The following is an 18,498-nucleotide window of genomic DNA, read 5'->3' on the forward strand; positions in this document are numbered from 1 at the left end:
TTTTGGTATCATTTTAAGTAAAAAACTAGCTAGGAAAATCCATGGATATAAGAAAAGAATATTTAGAATTTTTTAAATCAAAAGGTCATGAAATCACCCCTTCAAGCCCTTTAGTACCTGATGATGCAACCTTACTTTTTACAAATGCAGGTATGGTACCTTTTAAAAGTATATTTACAGGCGAAATACCACGCCCAAACCCTCCACGCAAAACAAGCTGCCAAACATGCATAAGAGCGGGTGGAAAACACAATGATTTAGATAATGTAGGCTACACAGCTCGCCATCATACTTTTTTTGAAATGCTAGGAAACTTTAGCTTTGGAGATTATTTCAAAGAACAAGCCATTGCATATGCTTGGGAATTTGTAACTGAAGTTTTAAAACTTCCAAAAGAAAGATTATACGTCACGGTACACGAAAATGATGATGAAGCATATGCACTTTGGCAAAAACATATTGAAAAAGAAAGAATTTATAAATTTGGTGATAAAGATAATTTTTGGCAAATGGGCGATACTGGACCTTGTGGGCCTTGTAGTGAGATCTTTTATGATCAAGGTGCTGAGCATTTTAATTCTGATGAGGATTATATGGGTGGCGATGGAGACAGATTCTTAGAAATTTGGAATCTAGTTTTCATGCAATATGAAAGAAGCGCAGATGGTACGCTAACCCCTTTACCAAAACCTAGTATTGATACAGGCATGGGGTTAGAAAGAGTTTATGCTATAAAAGAAGGAAAATTTAGTAATTTTGATAGTTCTTTATTTATGCCAATAATCGAAAAAATCGCGCAACTTTGTGGAAAAACTTATACTTATGAAAACGGCGCAAGTTACAGAGTGATCGCTGATCATATTCGCTCAAGCGTATTTTTACTTGCTCAAGGAGTGGGTTTTGATAAAGAAGGTCGGGGTTATGTTCTAAGAAGAATTATGCGTCGTGCTTTAAGACATGGGTATTTACTAGGACTAAAAAAACCTTTTATGTTTGAACTTGTTGATGTAGTTTGTGCGTTGATGGGTGAACATTATACTTACTTAAACGAAAAAAAAGAATTTATTAAAGAGCAAATCAAACTAGAAGAAGAGAGATTTTTAAGTACCATAGAAAACGGTATTGAAATTTTCAACGAGGAACTTAAAAAAACCAAAGATATCTTTAGTGGTGAAATAGCTTTTAAACTTTATGATACTTATGGTTTTCCACTAGATCTAACTCAAGATATGCTAAGAGAAAAAAACATTAGCATAGATGAAGCTCGATTTAATACTCTAATGCAAGAACAAAAAGATAGAGCAAAAGCTTCATGGAAAGGAAGCGGAGATAAAGCAATTAGTGGGGATTTTAAAATTTTATTAGAAAAATTTGAAAAAAACACCTTTAGTGGCTATGAAAATTATGAAGAAAAAACCAAAATCGTAGCTATTTTAGATGAAAATTTTAAAATCATAACTGAAGCTAAAGCAGAAAGCACCGTATGGCTAATGCTTGAAAAAACACCATTTTATGCAACAAGCGGAGGACAAAGCGCCGATATAGGTTTTGTTAATGAAAATGAGGTGTTAGATACACAAAAATTCTTTGATATTAATCTAAGCCAAGTGAAGCTAAAAAACGATCTTAAAACTAATGATGAAGTATTAGCTTGTATTGACACCAAAAAAAGAGAGCAAATCGCAAGACACCACAGCGCAACACATTTACTACACCATGCTTTAAGAGAAATTCTTGGTTCACACATTAGTCAAGCAGGTTCTTTAGTGGAGCATAATAAACTAAGATTTGACTTTACTCATCCAAAAGCTCTAAATAAAGAAGAATTAAATAAAATAGAATCATTAGTTAACGCCTATATCATACAAGCAGATGAAGCTAAAATCGAAATTTTAGATCTAGAAGAAGCAAAAAAAAGTGGTGCTATAGCTTTATTTAGTGAGAAATATCAAGACAAAGTAAGAGTTTTAACACTAGGTGCTAGCAAAGAACTTTGTGGTGGTACCCACGTAAAAAATAGTGCTCAAATAGGAAGTTTTTATATCATCAAAGAAAGCGGAGTGAGTGCTGGAGTAAGAAGAATAGAAGCTGTAGTTAGCAAAGCTGCACTTGATTATATTCATGAAAATTTAAAAGAACTTAACCAAATTAAAGAAGAGTTAAAAACCCATGATATTTTAAACTATGTTGCAAAATTAAAAAATGAAATCACGTGTTTAAAAAACGAATTAAAAAATTCCAACAAAGCAGAATTAAGCTCTAAAGAAATCAATGGTGTTCAATATTGTGTGCAAAAAATCGATAGCGGTGATATCAAAGCTATGATTGATACGTTTAAAAACAAATTTAACAAAGCTGCAATTTTGCTTTTACAAGAAAAAGAAGGTAAAATCATCATCGCAGCAGGCATTAAAGAAGCACCATTAAAAGCAGGAGTTTTAGTCAAAGAAATCGCACAAATTTTAGGCGGAAATGGTGGTGGTAGAGATGACTTTGCAACAGCTGGGGGCAAAGATGCAAGTAAAATAACTCAAGCACTTGATCATGCTAAAAAAATCATCGAAGAAAGTCTTTCTTAATGCTTTATTTAGCTTCAAGTTCACCTTCGCGCGTAGCTTTGTTAAAAGAGGCTAATATAGCCTTTGAACAAATTATTGTTGATTATGATGAGAGTTTGGCTATAAAAGATAATCCAAACTCCTATGTACAAAAAACTGTCTTAGAAAAAGAAAGGCAGTTTTTTGCAAAACACCCTGATTTAAAAAATGTTTTGCTTGCTGATAGTACAGTTTGTGCTCAAAATACAATCTTAACCAAAGCCAAAAATGACAATGAAGCTTTTAATATGCTTAATTTACAAAGCGGCAAAAGCATTAGTATCTTAAGTGCAATGATTTTAATTTTAGAAAATAAAAAAATTTTTAACCTTAGCAAGTGCGATTTGATTTTAGATAAATTTAATCCTCAAGATATGCAAGAATATATTGATTCAAAATCATACGAAGGAAAAGCTGGAGCGGTGATGTGCGAAGGTTTTCATAAAAAATATATTAAAAAAATCATAGGTCATCAAAGCACAGCTTTAGGACTTAATATAGAACTTTTGAAAGCATTTTTATGATAAAAATACTAAAAATTTTTCTTTCTTTATGTGTAGTTTGTATAGTAGGCGTTTTTATTTTTATTGCTTATTTGTTTTCAGATTCTGATTTAAATCAATACACCTTTAAAGACTATAAACCGCCTCTTACTACGCAAATTTTTGATAAAAATGGAAAATTAGTTGCAAATGTTTTTGAACAACACCGCTTTTATGCTCCCTATGAAGAACTTCCACCAAGACTCATAGAAGCTTTAGTAGCTATAGAAGATACTAGCTTTTTTGAACACGATGGTGTGAATATCGATGCAATCTTTAGAGCAGCTATTAAGATTATAAGAAGTGGCGGTAAAACTATGGAAGGTGCTTCCACACTCACACAGCAATTCATCAAAAATACCGAGCTAACTCCTGAACGCACCCTAAATAGAAAACTAAAAGAAGCTTTACTTGCTTATAAAATAGAAAACACCTTAACCAAAGAACAGATTTTAGAAAGATATTTAAATTTTATTTTCTTTGGCCATGGGTATTATGGGGTAAAGACTGCTGCACTTGGATATTTTAGAAAAAATTTAGATGAACTCACTCTAAAAGAAATTGCTATATTAGTAGGTATGCCAAAAGCACCAAGTACTTATGATCCTACTAGACACTTAGACCTTTCTTTGGCTAGAGCAAATAGTGTAGTTCAAAGAATGTATAATCTTGGTTGGATTTCCAATGAAGAATATAAAAAAGCCTTAGAAGAAATTCCAAAAGTGTATGATGACACTCTCACGCAAAATGCAGCTCCTTATGTTACTCAAGAAGTTTTAAAACAACTAAGCGGGATCAAGGATCTAAAAAGCGGTGGTTACAAAATAGAACTTACTCTTGATCTTGATGTGCAAAATATCGCAAAAGAGGCATTAAAATTTGGCTATGATGAGATCGTAAAAAGAGATAAAGATGCTAACTTAAGTACTCTTAATGGCGCCATGATAGTAGCTAATCATCAAAATGGCGATATTTTAGCCTTAGTTGGTGGAGTAAACTACACCAAAAGCAACTTCAACCGCGCCACTCAAAGCTTAAGACAACCTGGTAGTTCCTTTAAGCCTTTCTTGTATCAAATCGCAATTGACATGGGCTACTCCCCTATGAGTAAGATTGCTGATATATCAAGAATTTTTGAAAGCAATAAAGAAGATGAAAAAGACTGGAAGCCTAAAAACTACGGCGGTAAATTTTTAGGACTAATAAGCTTAAAGGAAGCATTAACTGGCTCAAGAAACTTAGCAACTATCAATCTTGCATTAGCATTGGGACTTGATGTAATCCATGAAAAACTTAGCTTTATGGGTTTTAAAAACATTCCTGTTGATTTGTCTATCGTGCTAGGTAGTTTTGGAATTTCAATTTATGATTATGCTAAGCTTTATACGGTTTTTGGAAATTATGGGGTACAAAAAGATTTAATACTCATTAAAAGAGTGATAGATAAAAATGGTAAGGTTATTGTGGAATTTAACTCCGGAGAAAGAAAAATCAGCGAACCCGAACAAGCCTTTTTGGTTAATGATATGATGCAAAATGTTGTAAAAAAAGGCACCGGACGCAATGCAAGAGTTGAAGGCATTGAAATAGCAGGTAAAACCGGTACATCAAACAAAAGTGTTGATGCGTGGTTTTGTGGTTTAACACCTGAAATAGAAGCTATCATTTGGTATGGAAATGATGATAACAAACCTATGAAGCAAACCGAAGGTGGCGCAAGAACAGCTGCGCCTGTTTTTAAAGAATTTCTAACTAAATACCTAGAACTTTACCCTGATAGTGCAAGAAAATTTAGCATACCAAAAGGAGTATATCAGGGATTTTTTGAAAAACAAAGAGAATATTACACTCGCACCTCTCCTTTTCCAAAAAACAATCCTAGTCTTTCTGAAAACAACGAGATAATTTTTTAAAAATATTTTTTATAAAATAATAAAAATTATCTCTTTATTATCCTTTATATGTTTTAATACCACAAAACCTATAAAGGACTTTTATGAAAATCACAAGCGAACAGTTATATAACAAAAGACGCCATTTTTTAAAACTAGGTGCGGGTGCTTTAGTTAGCTCAACACTTATACAATCCAAGCTAATGGCGCTTAATTTCTTTCCTGATCCAAACAATGAAAAGCTAAAATTAAGCGATGAAAAAATCGCAACTAATTATGTTAATTTTTATGAATTTTCCACAGACAAAAAAAGAGCCGTTGAGCTTGCAAAAAAATTCAATACTCAAGGCTGGAAAATAGAAGTAAGCGGGGAAGTAGAAGAACCATTAAGTTTAACTATGGAAGATTTACTAGCTTTTCCTTTAGAAGAAAGAATTTATAGATTTCGCTGTGTTGAAACCTGGTCTATGGTTGTGCCATGGGTAGGATTTGAACTGCGCGCATTGATAGAAAAGTGCAAGGTTAAAAGTGATGCAAAATTTATCAAATTTACCACTCTTTTTGATAAAAACCAATTTGCCGATCAAGCTTCATTTTTTCCAACTTTAAACTATCCTTATGTAGAAGGCTTAAGAATGGATGAGGCTATGCACCCCTTAACGATTATGGCAGTAGGTATGTATAAAAAACCTTTATTGGGCCAAAATGGTGCACCAATCCGTCTTGTTGTGCCATGGAAATACGGTTTTAAAAGTATTAAATCTATTGCCAAAATAGAATTTACCAAAGAACAGCCAAAATCAACATGGGAGCTAGCCAACCCTAGAGAATATGGTTTTTATGCCAATGTCAACCCTAACGTTTCACATCCAAGATGGTCTCAAGCTAATGAGCGTCCTTTGGGAGATTTTTTCACCAAACCAACTGTATTGTTTAATGGTTATGAAAAAGAAGTAGCACATTTGTATAAAGATATGGATTTAAAGGTTCATTTTTGATGTATAAAAAAATTTACAATAGCATCGGATTTTTAGCTTTTATACTTAGCATAATTTATAGCTGTTATCAAATAACACAAGAATTTGATATTGTTAAATCTGTGTATTTTTATAGTGGAATATTTGCTTTAATCTTTTTTGGTTGTAGTTTATTTTTCTCACTTTTAAAATACAAACACTCTAAAGATTATCCTAAATTTTTGGGCTTTTATACTTTTTTTTGGACTTTAATTCATTTTTTAAATTATTTTGTCTTTGGAAAAAATCTAAATGTATTTATTTTTATCAAGGATACTTTTAGTAAAATTTTAGAACTAAGTGGCTTTATAGGCTTTTTCATCATTACCTTAATGTTTATAAGCTCTTTTAAGCCTTTTAAAAAATTCAGCAAAGTAAGAAAGTTAGGCTATCTTTGTTTTTTAATAAGCACTTGGCATTATTTTTTATCTGCCAAAGTACCACAAGCGCCACATATTTTAACCCTCACTCTTGCGGTGGTTTTTTTACTGTTTAAGTTATGGAAAAATTACAAAAAGAGAAAAAAAGTAACTTTTCTATAAAAAACTATCATAAAATAAATTACTTTTAAGTATAAACATACAAATCAACCCTTAAAATAAGAGATTTATTATCTTATTTTAAGGAACACTAATGCAAAGAAGAGACTTTTTAAATGGAATGGCTTTGACTATACTCGCAGGAATGACTCCTTTGCAAGTACTTTATGGAAAAGAAGCCAAAATAGAAGATTTTACCAAAGAATACTACCCTCCAAAGTGGCTTGGACTAAGAGGTAGCAACAATGCAAGTTATGAATTTGCGCATATGTTAAGAGATGGTGAAAAATTTGATTTCAGTGCGATCAAGCCAAAACAAGAGTATGATTTGGTTGTAGTTGGAGCTGGAATTAGCGGATTAGCAGCAGCTTGTTTTTATCAAAATAAATTTGGAAAAAATAAAAAAATTCTAATTCTTGATAATCACGATGATTTTGGTGGACATGCTAGAAGAAATGAAATAGAACTAGAAAATGGCACTATTTTAAGTTACGGTGGTAGTGAAACCTTTCAATCCCCAAAAGCACTGTACTCTAAAGAAGTGGTAGATTTACTAGCTTCATTAGGAGTGGATATTGATGAATTAGCCAAACGCTTTGATGTGAATTTTTATCCTGATTTAAATCTTAGTCGTGGTGTGTATTTTTCTAAAGCTGAATTTGGTGTAGATAAAGTCGTTAGCGGCAACCCTAGAAAGGTGATTTGTGATGATATTCCTGAAGGCAGACACAATGGTAGAAGCATCGAAGCCTTTATAGGTGATTTTCCATTAAATGAAAAAGATAAAAAAGATCTTATTGCTTTGTTTAAAAGTGAAAAAGATTATTTAAAAGGCATGAATAAAACACAAAGAGACACTTATGTTGCAAAAACAAGTTATAAAAAATTCTTAGAAGAAAAGGTTAAGCTATCACCACAAGCTATAAAATTCTTCGAAGGTATGACAGATGACTTTTTAGCTTTAGGTATTGATGCTATCTCTTGTGAAGATGCTAGAGTTTCTTTTTTACCTGGTTTTGATAAACTAGGACTAGATCCAATCGAGGGTGATGCTTTAGCTGAAATGGAAGAGCCATACATTCATCACTGTGCTGATGGTAATGCAACAGTCGCTAGATTAATGGTTAGAAGACTCATTCCTGATGTTTCTAAAAAAGGCAAAGATATGGATGATGTAACTCTTGCACATTTTGATTATTCCAAACTTGATTTAGCTAAGAATAAAGTGAGATTAAGACTAAATAGCACTGTTATCAATGTAGAAAACACTAAAGATGGTGCTTTGGTGACTTATGTCAACAAAGGCAAAAACTACAGAGTTAAAGCAAAAAAAGTAGTAATGGCAAATTACAACAGTATGATTCCTTATATCATCCCAACCTTACCACAAGAACAAAAAGACGCTTTAAGCAAAAATGTTAAAACATCACTATTACATACTAATGTAATTATTAGCAATTGGGAGCCTTTTATCAAACTTGGGGTTCATGAAATTTACTCTCCTAAAATGCCTTATGCCAGAACAAAGCTTGATTATCCTGTAGACATGGGAGGCTATCACCACCCAAGAGACCCTAAAAAACCAATCTGTGTTCATATGGTTTGCTCTCCTTTGGTTTTTGCAAATATACAAGGAATTGATCTTGAAGGAATGGATGCAAGAGATAGAGCAAGAGTAGGTAGAAATTTACTATTTACCATGAGTTTTGAAGAGCATGAAAAAATCATTCGCGATCAACTCCAAGGTATGCTTGGATCAGCCGGTTTTGACCATGAAAGAGATATTCAAGCTATTGTTGTCAATCGTTGGGGGCATTGTTACTCTTATACTGAAAACAGTCTTTATGATGATAGCGATGAAGCGCAAAAAACCATCGAACTTGCAAGAAGACCTTTTGGCAACATTACTATTGCCAATTCTGATGCTGCTTGGGATGCTTACATGCATGCGGCAATCGATCAAGCTTATCGTGCTGTTAATGAACTTTAACAATCAAACTCCTTTTTAGGAGTTTGATAAATCAATCATTGTTTTTGATGCTAATATAAATTAAAACTAAAAGCATAAAATTCAAACAGTAAACTAAGGCAATAATTCTAATTTTTAACTTCATGAAAAGTTTTGATATCTTTTTATCTCAATCTTGTTTGCCTCAAGCATTTTTTCACAACAACACTTCAAAATAATTAGCAAAACAAAAAGATAACTCTACAATCTAACCAACACCACTAGCTACTAAAATTAGTACAAACAAGGCACTTGTTTTAAAATATTTGCACTATATCCATCAAAAAAACAACAATTATCTATTCTAGTGCTTCTTTTTATTTATCTTCAATATAAAATACTAACGCAATCTTAAAGAATTCAATACAACTGTTACTGAACTAAAACACATTGCCAAGGCTGCTAAATGTGGACTAAGCGTTATAAATGGCACAAATCCTGCCGCAATAGGAATACACAAAGCATTGTAAATAAAAGCCCAAAAAAGATTAAGTTTGATGATATTTTTAGTTCTTTGAGACAGCTCAAAACAATAAGCTATCAACGATAAATCATCTTTTATTAAAATCAAATCTCCGCTTTTTTTAGCAAGTTCACTTGCTTTGGAAAAACTTATACTTGCGCTAGCTAAATTTAAAGCAGGTGCATCATTAATACCATCGCCTATAAAAAGTACTTTTTCTTCTTTGATTTTTTCTTTTATAAAATCAAGCTTTTGACTAGGTTTTAAATCAAAATAATATGTATCGATATTAAGCTCATTTGCTATTTTTGCAACGCTATTTTTATTATCGCCACTTAAAATTATACTTTTTATACCCTTTTGTTTTAAATTGGCTATCAAATTTTTAGCTTCTTTTTTTAATTCATTTTTTAAACACACCCCACCTAGGCAATTTCTATTTTTTGCAAAGTACAAACACACAGGCGCTTGATCTTCAAATTTTTGTAAAAATTGTTTGCTTTTTTGCATATCAACACCATTTTCAAGCATTAATTTTTCATTGCCTATTAAATATTCATCTTCATTTTCTTGATAAAGCAAACCACTACCCACTAAAACACTTAATTTTCCTTGCGAATTTAAATTTACATTCATTTTTTTAGTAAAAGCTTTTGCGATTGGGTGCGAGCTTAAATTTTCAATTTGCGTAAGTTTTTGAAAATCTTCTTGAGTAAGATTATGTTTGTAAACACTTAAATCATCTTGGCTTAATGTGCCTGTTTTATCAAAAATAGCAAGTTTTATGCCAGTTAAACTCTCTAATACCGCTGGATTTTTCACTAAGATAAAATTTCTTGCACCATTTGCTAAAGCACTGACTATAGCTATAGGAGTTGCTAAACCTAAAGCACAAGGACAAGAAATTAAAAGCGTGGCACAAGCATGTAAAAATGCAGCATTTATTCCTTCTTTAAAATACCAAAAAGCAAACACAAAAAATGAAAAAATAATTATACATGCTACAAAATAAGCTGAAATTTTATTCGCTAAATTAGCCAAAGGGGTTTTGATATTACCTGCTTTAAAAACAAGATCCTTGATTTGCTCTAATGAACTTTCAATCGCCTTTTTACTAGCTTTAATCTTTAAACTTCCATTAATTAACACACTTCCTGCTAAAATTTCATCATTTTGCTTTTTCAAAAGCGGTAAAAACTCCCCTGTTAAAAAACTCACATCAACTTCAGCCTCGCCTGCGATAATCACCCCATCAGCAACAACACTTTCTCCCTCTTTTACCAAGATCACATCGTTTTCTTTCACAAAAGCACTAGGTATGCTTTTTATGCTTCCATCTTCTAAGATTATATTAGCTTTTTTAATATCTATGTTTTTTAATTTGTTTTGATATTCTAAGGATTTAAATTTGGCCTTTTCTTCTAGATATTTACCCAGTAAAACAAAGCTTATAATCATCGCTCCACCACTAAAATACAAATACCCATCTTTACTAAATACCCCAAAATACACAAAAAAAGAATATGCAAAAGAAGTAAAAGCTCCCAAGGATATCAAGGTATTCATGTCTAAATTTTTATGTTTTAATCCTTTAAAAGCATGGATAAAAAAATCTTTTCCACAACCAAAAATCACTACCACAGATAAAAATATTTGAATCAAAGCAGAAGTATTGCTTTGAATAAACATTTCAAAATACATCACAATAGCACTTAAGATTATGCTTGTAATAAGCTTTATTTTCATATTTTTAAGTTCTTGCACTTTAAATTCATATAAATTTTGCTCTTCATGCAATACTTCAAAACCAAGTGCTTTAATTTTTTCTTTTATTTTTTTCTCCAAAGATAAATCTTTAAGCAAAAACACTCCACTAGAATTCACATAAGAAACACTTACATCTTCCACCCCATCAATTTTTGCACAGACTTTTTCTATGGCATTAGAGCAATTAACACAGGTCATATTGCCTATTTTTAATTTTATCTCATGCATTATCTATTTCAAAACCCAAATCTTGCAATTGTTTTTTAAATTCTTCAACCTGCTCTGCTTTTAAATCAATCTCAATACTTTTTGTTTCAACATTAATTTGCATAGCACCAAATTCATCTTCCAAAGAAGCTTTGATCAAATTTACACAACTTTGACAGTTGATATTTTTAGTCTTAATAATCATTCATTCTCCTTTTTCTCTATATTCATATAAATGTGAATGAAAAATTTTATTTTTTATCAATTTAAAACCCATTTTTTCATAAAGTATTTTTGCATTGATATTTTCATCTTCAACAATCAATGAAAGTTTTTTACCATTCCTCAAAGCTTCATTAAAGGCATATTCAATCAATTTCTTAGCAATGCCCTTTCCCCTAGCTTTCTCATCTACACAAATGCTATCTAAATAAAACTCATCTTCACATTCTTTTAACACCTTTTCGTTAATGCCTAAACTTTTTAAATGATCATTTAAAGGCATATCTAGCTCATCTGCCATAATCCCATCATAAAAACAAATCGCACCCAAAATTTCACCATTTTCCTCATATACGCATACATTTTCATAACTTAAACGATTATTCTCTTGGATAAAAAAGCCCTCTAAAACTTCTATGGCTTTTTGATACTCATCATATCCGCTAAGCTTATAAATAAAATGATCCATCGCCAAAGCAAGCAATTGAATGCATTTTTTCACATCAGTTTTTCTAGCTTTTCTTACCACTCTTTTACTCCTTTTAAAATCAAATTTAGAGTTCTTAGTTTATACTTTTAACTTTAAAACAATATAAGAAAGAGAGAATTTATGGGAAGAGCGTTTGAATACCGCAGAGCCTCTAAAGAAGCAAGATGGGATAAAATGAGCAAACTTTTTCCAAAACTTGCAAAAGCAATACAAGTAGCAGCAAAAGAAGGTGGAGCCGATCCTGACATGAATCCAAAGCTTCGTAGTGCTATTGCTACTGCAAAAGCCAATAATATGCCAAAAGATAATATCGATGCGGCTATTAAAAGAGCTAGCGGTAAAGATAGTGCTGATATTAAAAATATCCACTACGAAGGAAAAGCTGCGCATGGTGCATTGATCATTGTTGAATGTATGAGCGATAATCCTACTCGTACTGTAGCAAATGTAAAAGCAATTTTTAGCAAAAATGGTGGAGAAATTTTACAAAATGGCTCTTTGACTTTTATGTTTTCACATAAGGCTGTTTTTCATCTTGAAAAATACGATGGAGATCTTGAAGAACTCGAGCTTGAGCTAATCGATGCAGGACTTGAAGAGCTTGAGCAAAATGATGAAGAATTATTGGTTATTGGCGATTATACTGCTTTTGGTGAGCTTAGTAATGCCATAGAAAAAAAAGGATTGGTGCTTAAAAAAGCAGGACTTGAATACCTTGCTAACAATCCTGTAAGTTTCAACGAAGAACAACTTCTTGACATTGAAAAATTGCTTGATAAATTAGAAGATGATGATGATGTACAAGCAGTTTACACTAACATAGAATAGGAATAAAAATGCTTAAAAAAATCGATACAAAAGATGCTAAAAAATACAACTTTGCCATCATTAGCACTGAAAAAGGTGATATGAAATTAGAATTATTTCCTGATGAAGCACCACAAACAGTATGCAACTTCGCTAATTTAGCTAATGAAGGTTTTTATGATGAACTTGTTTTTCACCGTGTGATTCCAAATTTTGTTATCCAAGGTGGTTGTCCTTATGGCATAGGCTCAGGTGGTCCTGGCTATGAGATAGAGTGTGAGTGTGATGATCAAAAACACCAACACTTAAGAGGTAGTTTATCTATGGCTCATGCTGGTAGAGATACAGGCGGATCGCAATTTTTCATCTGCCACAGCCCACAACCTCATTTAGATGGCGTGCATACCATATTTGGACAAATCAACCCAGAAGACAAAGAAAGCCTAGAAGTTTTAGATAGCATTAGAGCTGGAGATAAAATCAAAACAATCCAAATTCTAGAAAAACTTTAAACTTTTTCTCCTTAAAATGTGTTATGATACATTTTAAGGAGGTTAAAAATGCATTTTATTTTTATTTGTATTCATCTTATTTGTGCTATATGCTTTATCGCTTATGTGTTTTTTGATATATGTGTTTATCGTTTTGCCTATAAACATGAAAGCAAAGAAGATTGTGATAAAATCAAAAAAGCTTATACAAAATCAAGTATTATTATCTTTGCTAGTATTTTTATCTTGCTTTTATTGAGTGGATTTTATCTTTTAAGTTTTTATGAACTAAATTCTTTTTGGGATTTTTTTCAAACCAATTTTGGTGTATTTTTATTGATTAAGCTTCTATTGCTAGCTACAATGTTGATTTTAACGTGCTATTCTTTATTTGTTATCAAAATTTTAAAAAGAAAAGATCCTTTAAATTCACATCTAATTGCTTTAATTTTGTGTATTTTTATTGTTATTTACGCAAAAGCAATGGTGTATTTTTAATACATTAAAACTAAATTTATATCATTAGCTTAAAAAACAAAGGTTGCTTATGCTTAGTGATATGATTGATTTTTTACTTACCCTTGCAAAAGATTGGGGTTATTGGGGGATCATCTTTCTTATGTTCATCGAAAGCTCATTTTTTCCTTTCCCTAGTGAAGTAGTGATGATACCTGCTGGATATTTAGCTCATCAAAATGAACTTAATTTTTGGCTATGCTTACTTTGTGGAACTTTTGGAGCACTTTTGGGAGCTTTGCTTAATTATTATTTATGCTATTTTTTAGGACGTAATTTTACTTTAAAAATATGCAAATATTTTGGGGTCAATGAAGCAAAATTTGTACAATTTGAAGCATTTTTTAATAAACACGGTGAGATATCAACCTTTAGTGGAAGATTAATCCCTGGTTTACGCCAATATATCTCTTTGCCTGCAGGATTAGCAAGAATGAATTTGAAAAAATTTATATTTTACACTAGTTTGGGGGCTGGAATTTGGTGTCTAATTTTGCTTATATTAGGCTATGTTTTAGGACAAAATGAAGATTTAATCAAAGAGTATTTACATTTGGTTATTATCGCGTGTATTGTATTTATAGCAGCAATCATCGCTATTTACATCTACTTTCAAAAAAAGAAAAGCCATATTTAGCTAAGTACATCTTAAGTGATAGCTTAAGATGTTTATTGATCTTAAAAATAATATCAAGTGGATCAACTTATAAAAATTGAGTTTAAAATATTTTAGAATTTATTCAATTTTATGGCTTAATTTTGATAAAATCTTTAAAAATTATTTTATAAAGATTATTTATGGAAAAACCATCAATTCAAAATCTAACCAATTTTTTGATTGAATACATCAGTATATTTTTAAGTGCGGGAACTTATACTGCTAGAGTTTCAAAATGTGTTAGCAGGATAGCTAATGCCTATGGTTATGAAATTAACATGAATTTTTTCTTTCACCACACCACACTTAATATTTTCGATAAGGATGATAACTCCATACAAAGAACCTATATCATACCTAATAAATACAGTCATATTAATTTCAAACTAATTTTAGAACTTAGCGCATTAAGCTGGCAAATTCACGATCATCAATACAATCTAGAAGAAGCTAAGCTTTCTTTGTTAAAATTAAATCAACACCAAAACACTTCTTTTTTAGCCAACTTGTTTTTTGTTTCTATAGCTAATGCTGCATTTTGTAAACTTTTTGGTGGTGATTTATATGGGTGCTTGTTTGTATTTTTAGCTACCATAGTCGGTTTTAGCCTGAGAATTTCACTCACAAAAATCAAAATAGATTTAAGAATTCAATACATTCTTTGTTCGTTTTTGTCCTCTTCTATTGTCTTTTTAGGAGTTGACTTAAAGCTCATACAAGAAGCTAATATTGCCTTGGGCTCTAGTATTTTATATTTAATTCCTGGGGTTTATTTTATAAACTCCATTATTGATATTTTAAAAGACCACATACTCATGGGCTTTAGTCGCATTATTAGCGTGGCTATACTTGTTTGCTGTATAGCGATTGGAATTTATACTACTTTGAGTATTAATGATTTTGGGATTTTAAGATGATTGATTATAGTTCTATTTTTTGGGATATGTTTTTTGCAGCTTTGACAGGATTTGGTTTTGCTTTTGTATGCAACCCTCCTTTTAAAACTCTCATACTTTCAGCTTTTTTAGCTGCTATTGCACATGGGCTACGTTTTACCCTGATGGCTTATTTTGGTTTTCAAACTTTAGCTATTGCTACTTTTATAGCTTCATTTAGCATTGGATGTCTTGGCTTATTTTTAGCAAAAATTTTCAAAACACCCGCTGAAATCATAGCTTTCCCTGCACTTATACCCATGATACCTGGAATTTATGCTTATAAAGCAATTTTATATCTAATTTCATTTATACGTTCAGAAGATATCAACGAAAAAACTAATTTCTTAATTCAATTTTTTGATTATTTTTTAACAACTCTATCAGTAACACTAGCGCTAGCAGTAGGTGTAAGCGTGACTTTATTATTATTTTTTGAGCAAAGCTTTATGATGACAAGAAATGCAAAAAAAGGTAAAAATCACGACTAAAATCAGTCGTGATTCATTTTATTCTTTGCTTCTATACCCATAAGCGCAAAAGCGGTTTTTATGCTTAAAGCACACACAGCAAAAAGTTTCAAAAGCTCATCTTCGTTGCTTGATCCCACAACTTTGTTTTCATTGTAGAATTTATGAAATAAAGCAGCTAAGTTTTTTAAATAATCAGGAATTTTTTGCAACGCTCTTGACTCAAATGCATCATTAAGCACTGCTTTTAAATTTAAACTTTCAAACAAAAGATTCATACCATCTTCGTTAAGATTTTCAAATTTAGCATGCATTACATCATCAACACTTTTACCAGCCTTTGCAAATACTTGATGAATTCTTGCATGAGCATAATTAATATAATACACAGGGTTGGAACTGTCTTCTTTTTTAAACTCATCAACATCAAATTCTAGATGCGTATCGCATTTTTTACTAATAAAAATATACCTTAATACATCACTTCCTAGCTCTTCTAAAACATCACCCATTAAGATGAAATTTCCCGCTCTTTTACTCATCTTATAAGGCTCGCCATTTTTCAATAATGAAACCATTTGTGCCAAAACAATCTCGAGTTTTTGACTATCGTGTCCTAAAAACTCCATAGCAGCTTTCATTCTAGCTATATAGCCATGATGATCAGCTCCCCAGATATTGATACATTTATCATAAGAACGACTCATTTTATCTTTATGATAAACTATATCAGCTGCTAAATAAGTTCCCTTTCCATCATCTTTAATAATCACACGATCTTTTTCATCACCTTTAGCACTCGAAGCAAGCCAAATTTTGCCATCTTGCTCATAGGTACCGCCGTTTTCTTTTAAAGCTTTTAAAGTGTTTTCTAACTCACTATAATAACTTGTCTCACTCACATAAGTATCGATTGTTATTTTCGCATCTGCTAAATTTTGCTTAATGATTTTTAGCATTTTATCTTTAGCCCAAAGAGCTAGTGATGCGATATTGTCTTCGGTGAAAAAATCTTTTTCAAATTCAGCAAAAGCTTCTTTTGCAGTATCTATGATATATTCACCTTTGTAATATTCTTCTGGGTATATCACCTGCTCATTTAAACAATGCTCTTTCACCGCAAGCAATATAGAAAGCCCTAAAAGATAAATTTGATTTCCCGCATCATTAACATAATACTCTGTATCAAATTTATATCCTAAATGTCTAGCAACTCTAGTTAAGGTATCACCAAAAATAGCACCTCTAGCATGTCCTATGTGCAAAGGTCCTGTTGGATTAGCGCTAACATACTCTAGTAAAAAACTTTCGTTTTTTGTCTCATCTTTGGCAAAATTTTCTCCATCGCTCAAAGCTTGTGTTGCTAAAGAATTTAAAAAAGACTTAGAAAGTTTAAAATTAACATAACCATTTAAAGCTTCTACACTCTCAAAACACTCACAGTCTTTTAGTTTAGCAACAATATTATTAGCAATCATCATAGGATTTTGCTTCAACTCTTTAGCTAAAGAAAAAGCTAAAGGTGTTGCAAAATGGGCTAAATTTTTATTTTTAGGATTCTCTAGGATAAAATCTCTTCCTAGTTTTTCTTTGATTTCCTTATAAACTAAAGTTTTCAATTTTATACCTTAAGCTTTTTTTACTTCTTCATTATTTTCTTTTACAAGCACATCTTTTTCGTTGATTTTTTCAATTTTTTGTGCATCATCTTGAACGATTTTTTTATCATCATCGGTATTCATCTCATCTTTAAAGGTTTTAATACCTTTTCCCAAACCCTTAGCAAGTTCTGGAATTTTTTTAGCACCAAAAAGTAACACTACTATCAGTAAGATAATCAACCATTGGGTTCCACTTGGCATATGCATTTTATTCTCCTTTATTCCATTGAATTTGAATTTGTTTTAAATCATGTTTTTTACTTTTTAACTTTGAAGCTTCAAAAATTGCTTCTAGTTGCTTGTAGCTTTTTTCAAGATCATCATTAATAATTAAAAAATCATACTGATCTAAATAAGCCATTTCATCACTAGCATTTTCTAATCTTTTGCTAATATCTTCTATTTTATCAGTATTTCGCTTAAGCAATCTTTTTTCAAGCTCTTTTTTATTTTTTGTGGTAATAAATACTGAAGTGATGCAATCTGCCATTTTTTCTCTAGCAATGCAATACCCTTGCACATCGATATCAAAAACAACACTTTTGCCTTCTTTTAAAGCCTGTTTTACAGGTATCAATGAGGTGCCATAGTAGTTTTTATGCACTAAAGCCCACTCTAAAAACTCGCCTTTTTCAATACCCTGTTTAAATTCTTCTTGGGTGATAAAATAATAATCCACTCCGTGTTTTTCGTTTTCTCTAGGAGCTCTTGTTGTGCTTGAAATAGAAAAATAAATATTATCTTTTTCTTTAAAAAGCCTTTGAAGCAAGGTACTTTTACCCGCTCCACTTGGCCCTGAAATGATCAAAATCTGCCCGCTCAATGTTTATCCTCATCAAAGCTTATATTGATATTTATATTCATCTTCATACCTTTCAAAGCTGCTTTTAAGGTATCATCAGTGATACTTGAAGTGATAGTTTGCGCTATGCTTTTGCTTAACTCATTTACCATTTCATCATCTTGTGGCTCTTGTGATTTTTCTACATTGCTTGTCTTTTCTTCTTTAGCAGCTAAGCTAGCTACAGCTAACTCTTCGCCCAAAGCAAGCATAATATCACTTTCGCTTAAATTCGCAAATTCATCTTGCTCTTCTATATTTTCTTCTATATTTTCTTCTATATTTTCTTCTATATTTTCTTCTATATTTTCTTCTATATTTTCTTCTATATTTTCTTCTATATTTTCTTCTATATTTTCTTCTATATTTTCTTCTA

The 18,498-nt window shown here is 31.5% G+C and carries 18 protein-coding genes and 1 pseudogene; 12 read left to right on the forward strand and 7 right to left on the reverse strand.

What is annotated here, in order from left to right:
• Nucleotides 1-41: 41 nt before the first annotated feature.
• From alaS to CKA54_RS05045, 6 genes are all read left to right on the forward strand, one after another.
• Nucleotides 42-2,579: an alanine--tRNA ligase gene (gene alaS, locus CKA54_RS05020; protein ID WP_120760474.1), complete on the forward strand. Its 2,538-nt coding sequence runs from the start codon at nucleotides 42-44 to the stop codon at nucleotides 2,577-2,579.
• Nucleotides 2,579-3,121, forward strand: a complete 543-nt coding sequence (maf, locus tag CKA54_RS05025) for a septum formation inhibitor Maf (protein WP_120760476.1) — start codon at nucleotides 2,579-2,581, stop codon at nucleotides 3,119-3,121. Before alaS ends, maf begins: the two co-directional genes overlap by 1 nt.
• Nucleotides 3,118-5,052 carry a penicillin-binding protein 1A gene (locus CKA54_RS05030; protein WP_120760478.1) on the forward strand — a complete coding sequence of 645 codons (1,935 nt, stop codon included), beginning with the start codon at nucleotides 3,118-3,120 and terminating at the stop codon, nucleotides 5,050-5,052. Before maf ends, CKA54_RS05030 begins: the two co-directional genes overlap by 4 nt.
• Before the next feature lie 83 nt (nucleotides 5,053-5,135).
• Nucleotides 5,136-6,029, forward strand: a complete 894-nt coding sequence (msrP, locus tag CKA54_RS05035) for a protein-methionine-sulfoxide reductase catalytic subunit MsrP (protein WP_120760480.1) — start codon at nucleotides 5,136-5,138, stop codon at nucleotides 6,027-6,029.
• Nucleotides 6,029-6,589 (forward strand): sulfite oxidase heme-binding subunit YedZ, encoded by a 561-nt coding sequence (locus CKA54_RS05040; protein WP_120760482.1) that lies wholly within the window; start codon nucleotides 6,029-6,031, stop codon nucleotides 6,587-6,589. The genes msrP and CKA54_RS05040 overlap by 1 nt, the downstream gene beginning before the upstream one ends.
• Nucleotides 6,590-6,680: 91 nt before the next feature.
• Nucleotides 6,681-8,576: an NAD(P)/FAD-dependent oxidoreductase gene (locus CKA54_RS05045; RefSeq protein WP_120760484.1), complete on the forward strand. Its 1,896-nt coding sequence runs from the start codon at nucleotides 6,681-6,683 to the stop codon at nucleotides 8,574-8,576.
• A 358-nt stretch (nucleotides 8,577-8,934) separates the two neighbouring features.
• On the opposite strand, the gene CKA54_RS05050 is transcribed toward CKA54_RS05045, so the two are convergent.
• The 3 genes from CKA54_RS05050 to CKA54_RS05060 are packed head-to-tail and all read right to left on the reverse strand — an operon-like array spanning nucleotide 8,935 to nucleotide 11,782.
• Nucleotides 8,935-11,052 carry a cation-translocating P-type ATPase gene (locus tag CKA54_RS05050; RefSeq protein ID WP_120760485.1) on the reverse strand — a complete coding sequence of 706 codons (2,118 nt, stop codon included), beginning with the start codon at nucleotides 11,050-11,052 and terminating at the stop codon, nucleotides 8,935-8,937.
• Entirely contained in the window at nucleotides 11,045-11,236 is a 192-nt protein-coding gene (locus CKA54_RS05055; RefSeq protein WP_039664268.1) for a heavy-metal-associated domain-containing protein, read from the reverse strand. Before CKA54_RS05055 ends, CKA54_RS05050 begins: the two co-directional genes overlap by 8 nt.
• Nucleotides 11,237-11,782, reverse strand: coding sequence for a GNAT family N-acetyltransferase (locus CKA54_RS05060; protein ID WP_120760487.1), 546 nt, complete (start codon nucleotides 11,780-11,782; stop codon nucleotides 11,237-11,239).
• Nucleotides 11,783-11,863: 81 nt separating this feature from the next.
• Here CKA54_RS05060 and CKA54_RS05065 point away from each other — a divergent pair, with 81 nt between their 5' ends.
• The 6 genes from CKA54_RS05065 to CKA54_RS05090 all read left to right on the forward strand — a co-directional run bounded on the left by CKA54_RS05065 (nucleotide 11,864) and on the right by CKA54_RS05090 (nucleotide 15,641).
• Nucleotides 11,864-12,571: a YebC/PmpR family DNA-binding transcriptional regulator gene (locus CKA54_RS05065; protein ID WP_043020010.1), complete on the forward strand. Its 708-nt coding sequence runs from the start codon at nucleotides 11,864-11,866 to the stop codon at nucleotides 12,569-12,571.
• A gap of 8 nt (nucleotides 12,572-12,579) precedes the next feature.
• Nucleotides 12,580-13,062, forward strand: coding sequence for a peptidylprolyl isomerase (locus tag CKA54_RS05070; protein ID WP_120760489.1), 483 nt, complete (start codon nucleotides 12,580-12,582; stop codon nucleotides 13,060-13,062).
• A gap of 48 nt (nucleotides 13,063-13,110) precedes the next feature.
• On the forward strand, nucleotides 13,111-13,539 hold the full coding sequence (locus tag CKA54_RS05075; protein ID WP_120760491.1) for a trehalose-6-phosphate synthase: 429 nt from the start codon (nucleotides 13,111-13,113) through the stop codon (nucleotides 13,537-13,539).
• 49 nt (nucleotides 13,540-13,588) lie between these two features.
• On the forward strand, nucleotides 13,589-14,194 hold the full coding sequence (locus tag CKA54_RS05080) for a DedA family protein (RefSeq protein ID WP_120760493.1): 606 nt from the start codon (nucleotides 13,589-13,591) through the stop codon (nucleotides 14,192-14,194).
• 161 nt (nucleotides 14,195-14,355) lie between these two features.
• Nucleotides 14,356-15,132, forward strand: a complete 777-nt coding sequence (locus tag CKA54_RS05085) for a threonine/serine exporter family protein (protein WP_120760494.1) — start codon at nucleotides 14,356-14,358, stop codon at nucleotides 15,130-15,132.
• A complete protein-coding gene (locus CKA54_RS05090; protein ID WP_120760496.1) occupies nucleotides 15,129-15,641 on the forward strand; it encodes a threonine/serine exporter family protein in 513 nt (170 codons plus the stop codon). The genes CKA54_RS05085 and CKA54_RS05090 overlap by 4 nt, the downstream gene beginning before the upstream one ends.
• A 2-nt stretch (nucleotides 15,642-15,643) precedes the next feature.
• Here the strand turns inward: CKA54_RS05090 and argS are convergent, their stop codons facing one another.
• The 4 genes and pseudogenes from argS to CKA54_RS07675 all read right to left on the reverse strand — a co-directional run.
• The gene (argS, locus tag CKA54_RS05095) at nucleotides 15,644-17,239 is read right to left on the reverse strand and encodes an arginine--tRNA ligase (protein ID WP_120760498.1); all 1,596 of its coding nucleotides are present in this window, start codon (nucleotides 17,237-17,239) and stop codon (nucleotides 15,644-15,646) included.
• Nucleotides 17,240-17,248: 9 nt separating this feature from the next.
• Nucleotides 17,249-17,488, reverse strand: coding sequence for a twin-arginine translocase TatA/TatE family subunit (locus CKA54_RS05100; protein WP_120760500.1), 240 nt, complete (start codon nucleotides 17,486-17,488; stop codon nucleotides 17,249-17,251).
• A gap of 1 nt (nucleotide 17,489) precedes the next feature.
• Entirely contained in the window at nucleotides 17,490-18,104 is a 615-nt protein-coding gene (gene gmk, locus CKA54_RS05105; protein ID WP_120760502.1) for a guanylate kinase, read from the reverse strand.
• Nucleotides 18,101-18,498, reverse strand: a pseudogene (locus CKA54_RS07675) (hypothetical protein); the annotation flags it as partial. The pseudogene CKA54_RS07675 and the gene gmk, both read right to left, overlap by 4 nt.

Source organism: Campylobacter sp. P255, assembly GCF_003627915.1.
Taxonomy (GTDB): Bacteria; Campylobacterota; Campylobacteria; order Campylobacterales; family Campylobacteraceae; genus Campylobacter_D.

What these genes read in the sequence shown, in the direction of transcription:
- alaS (WP_120760474.1), top strand. Translation starts at nt 42, where the DNA reads ATGGATATAAGAAAAGAATATTTAGAATTTTTTAAATCAAAAGGTCAT.
- maf (WP_120760476.1), top strand. Translation starts at nt 2,579, where the DNA reads ATGCTTTATTTAGCTTCAAGTTCACCTTCGCGCGTAGCTTTGTTAAAA.
- CKA54_RS05030 (WP_120760478.1), top strand. Translation starts at nt 3,118, where the DNA reads ATGATAAAAATACTAAAAATTTTTCTTTCTTTATGTGTAGTTTGTATA.
- msrP (WP_120760480.1), top strand. Translation starts at nt 5,136, where the DNA reads ATGAAAATCACAAGCGAACAGTTATATAACAAAAGACGCCATTTTTTA.
- CKA54_RS05040 (WP_120760482.1), top strand. Translation starts at nt 6,029, where the DNA reads ATGTATAAAAAAATTTACAATAGCATCGGATTTTTAGCTTTTATACTT.
- CKA54_RS05045 (WP_120760484.1), top strand. Translation starts at nt 6,681, where the DNA reads ATGCAAAGAAGAGACTTTTTAAATGGAATGGCTTTGACTATACTCGCA.
- CKA54_RS05050 (WP_120760485.1), bottom strand. Translation starts at nt 11,052, where the DNA reads ATGCATGAGATAAAATTAAAAATAGGCAATATGACCTGTGTTAATTGC.
- CKA54_RS05055 (WP_039664268.1), bottom strand. Translation starts at nt 11,236, where the DNA reads ATGATTATTAAGACTAAAAATATCAACTGTCAAAGTTGTGTAAATTTG.
- CKA54_RS05065 (WP_043020010.1), top strand. Translation starts at nt 11,864, where the DNA reads ATGGGAAGAGCGTTTGAATACCGCAGAGCCTCTAAAGAAGCAAGATGG.
- CKA54_RS05070 (WP_120760489.1), top strand. Translation starts at nt 12,580, where the DNA reads ATGCTTAAAAAAATCGATACAAAAGATGCTAAAAAATACAACTTTGCC.
- CKA54_RS05075 (WP_120760491.1), top strand. Translation starts at nt 13,111, where the DNA reads ATGCATTTTATTTTTATTTGTATTCATCTTATTTGTGCTATATGCTTT.
- CKA54_RS05080 (WP_120760493.1), top strand. Translation starts at nt 13,589, where the DNA reads ATGCTTAGTGATATGATTGATTTTTTACTTACCCTTGCAAAAGATTGG.
- CKA54_RS05085 (WP_120760494.1), top strand. Translation starts at nt 14,356, where the DNA reads ATGGAAAAACCATCAATTCAAAATCTAACCAATTTTTTGATTGAATAC.
- CKA54_RS05090 (WP_120760496.1), top strand. Translation starts at nt 15,129, where the DNA reads ATGATTGATTATAGTTCTATTTTTTGGGATATGTTTTTTGCAGCTTTG.
- CKA54_RS05100 (WP_120760500.1), bottom strand. Translation starts at nt 17,488, where the DNA reads ATGCATATGCCAAGTGGAACCCAATGGTTGATTATCTTACTGATAGTA.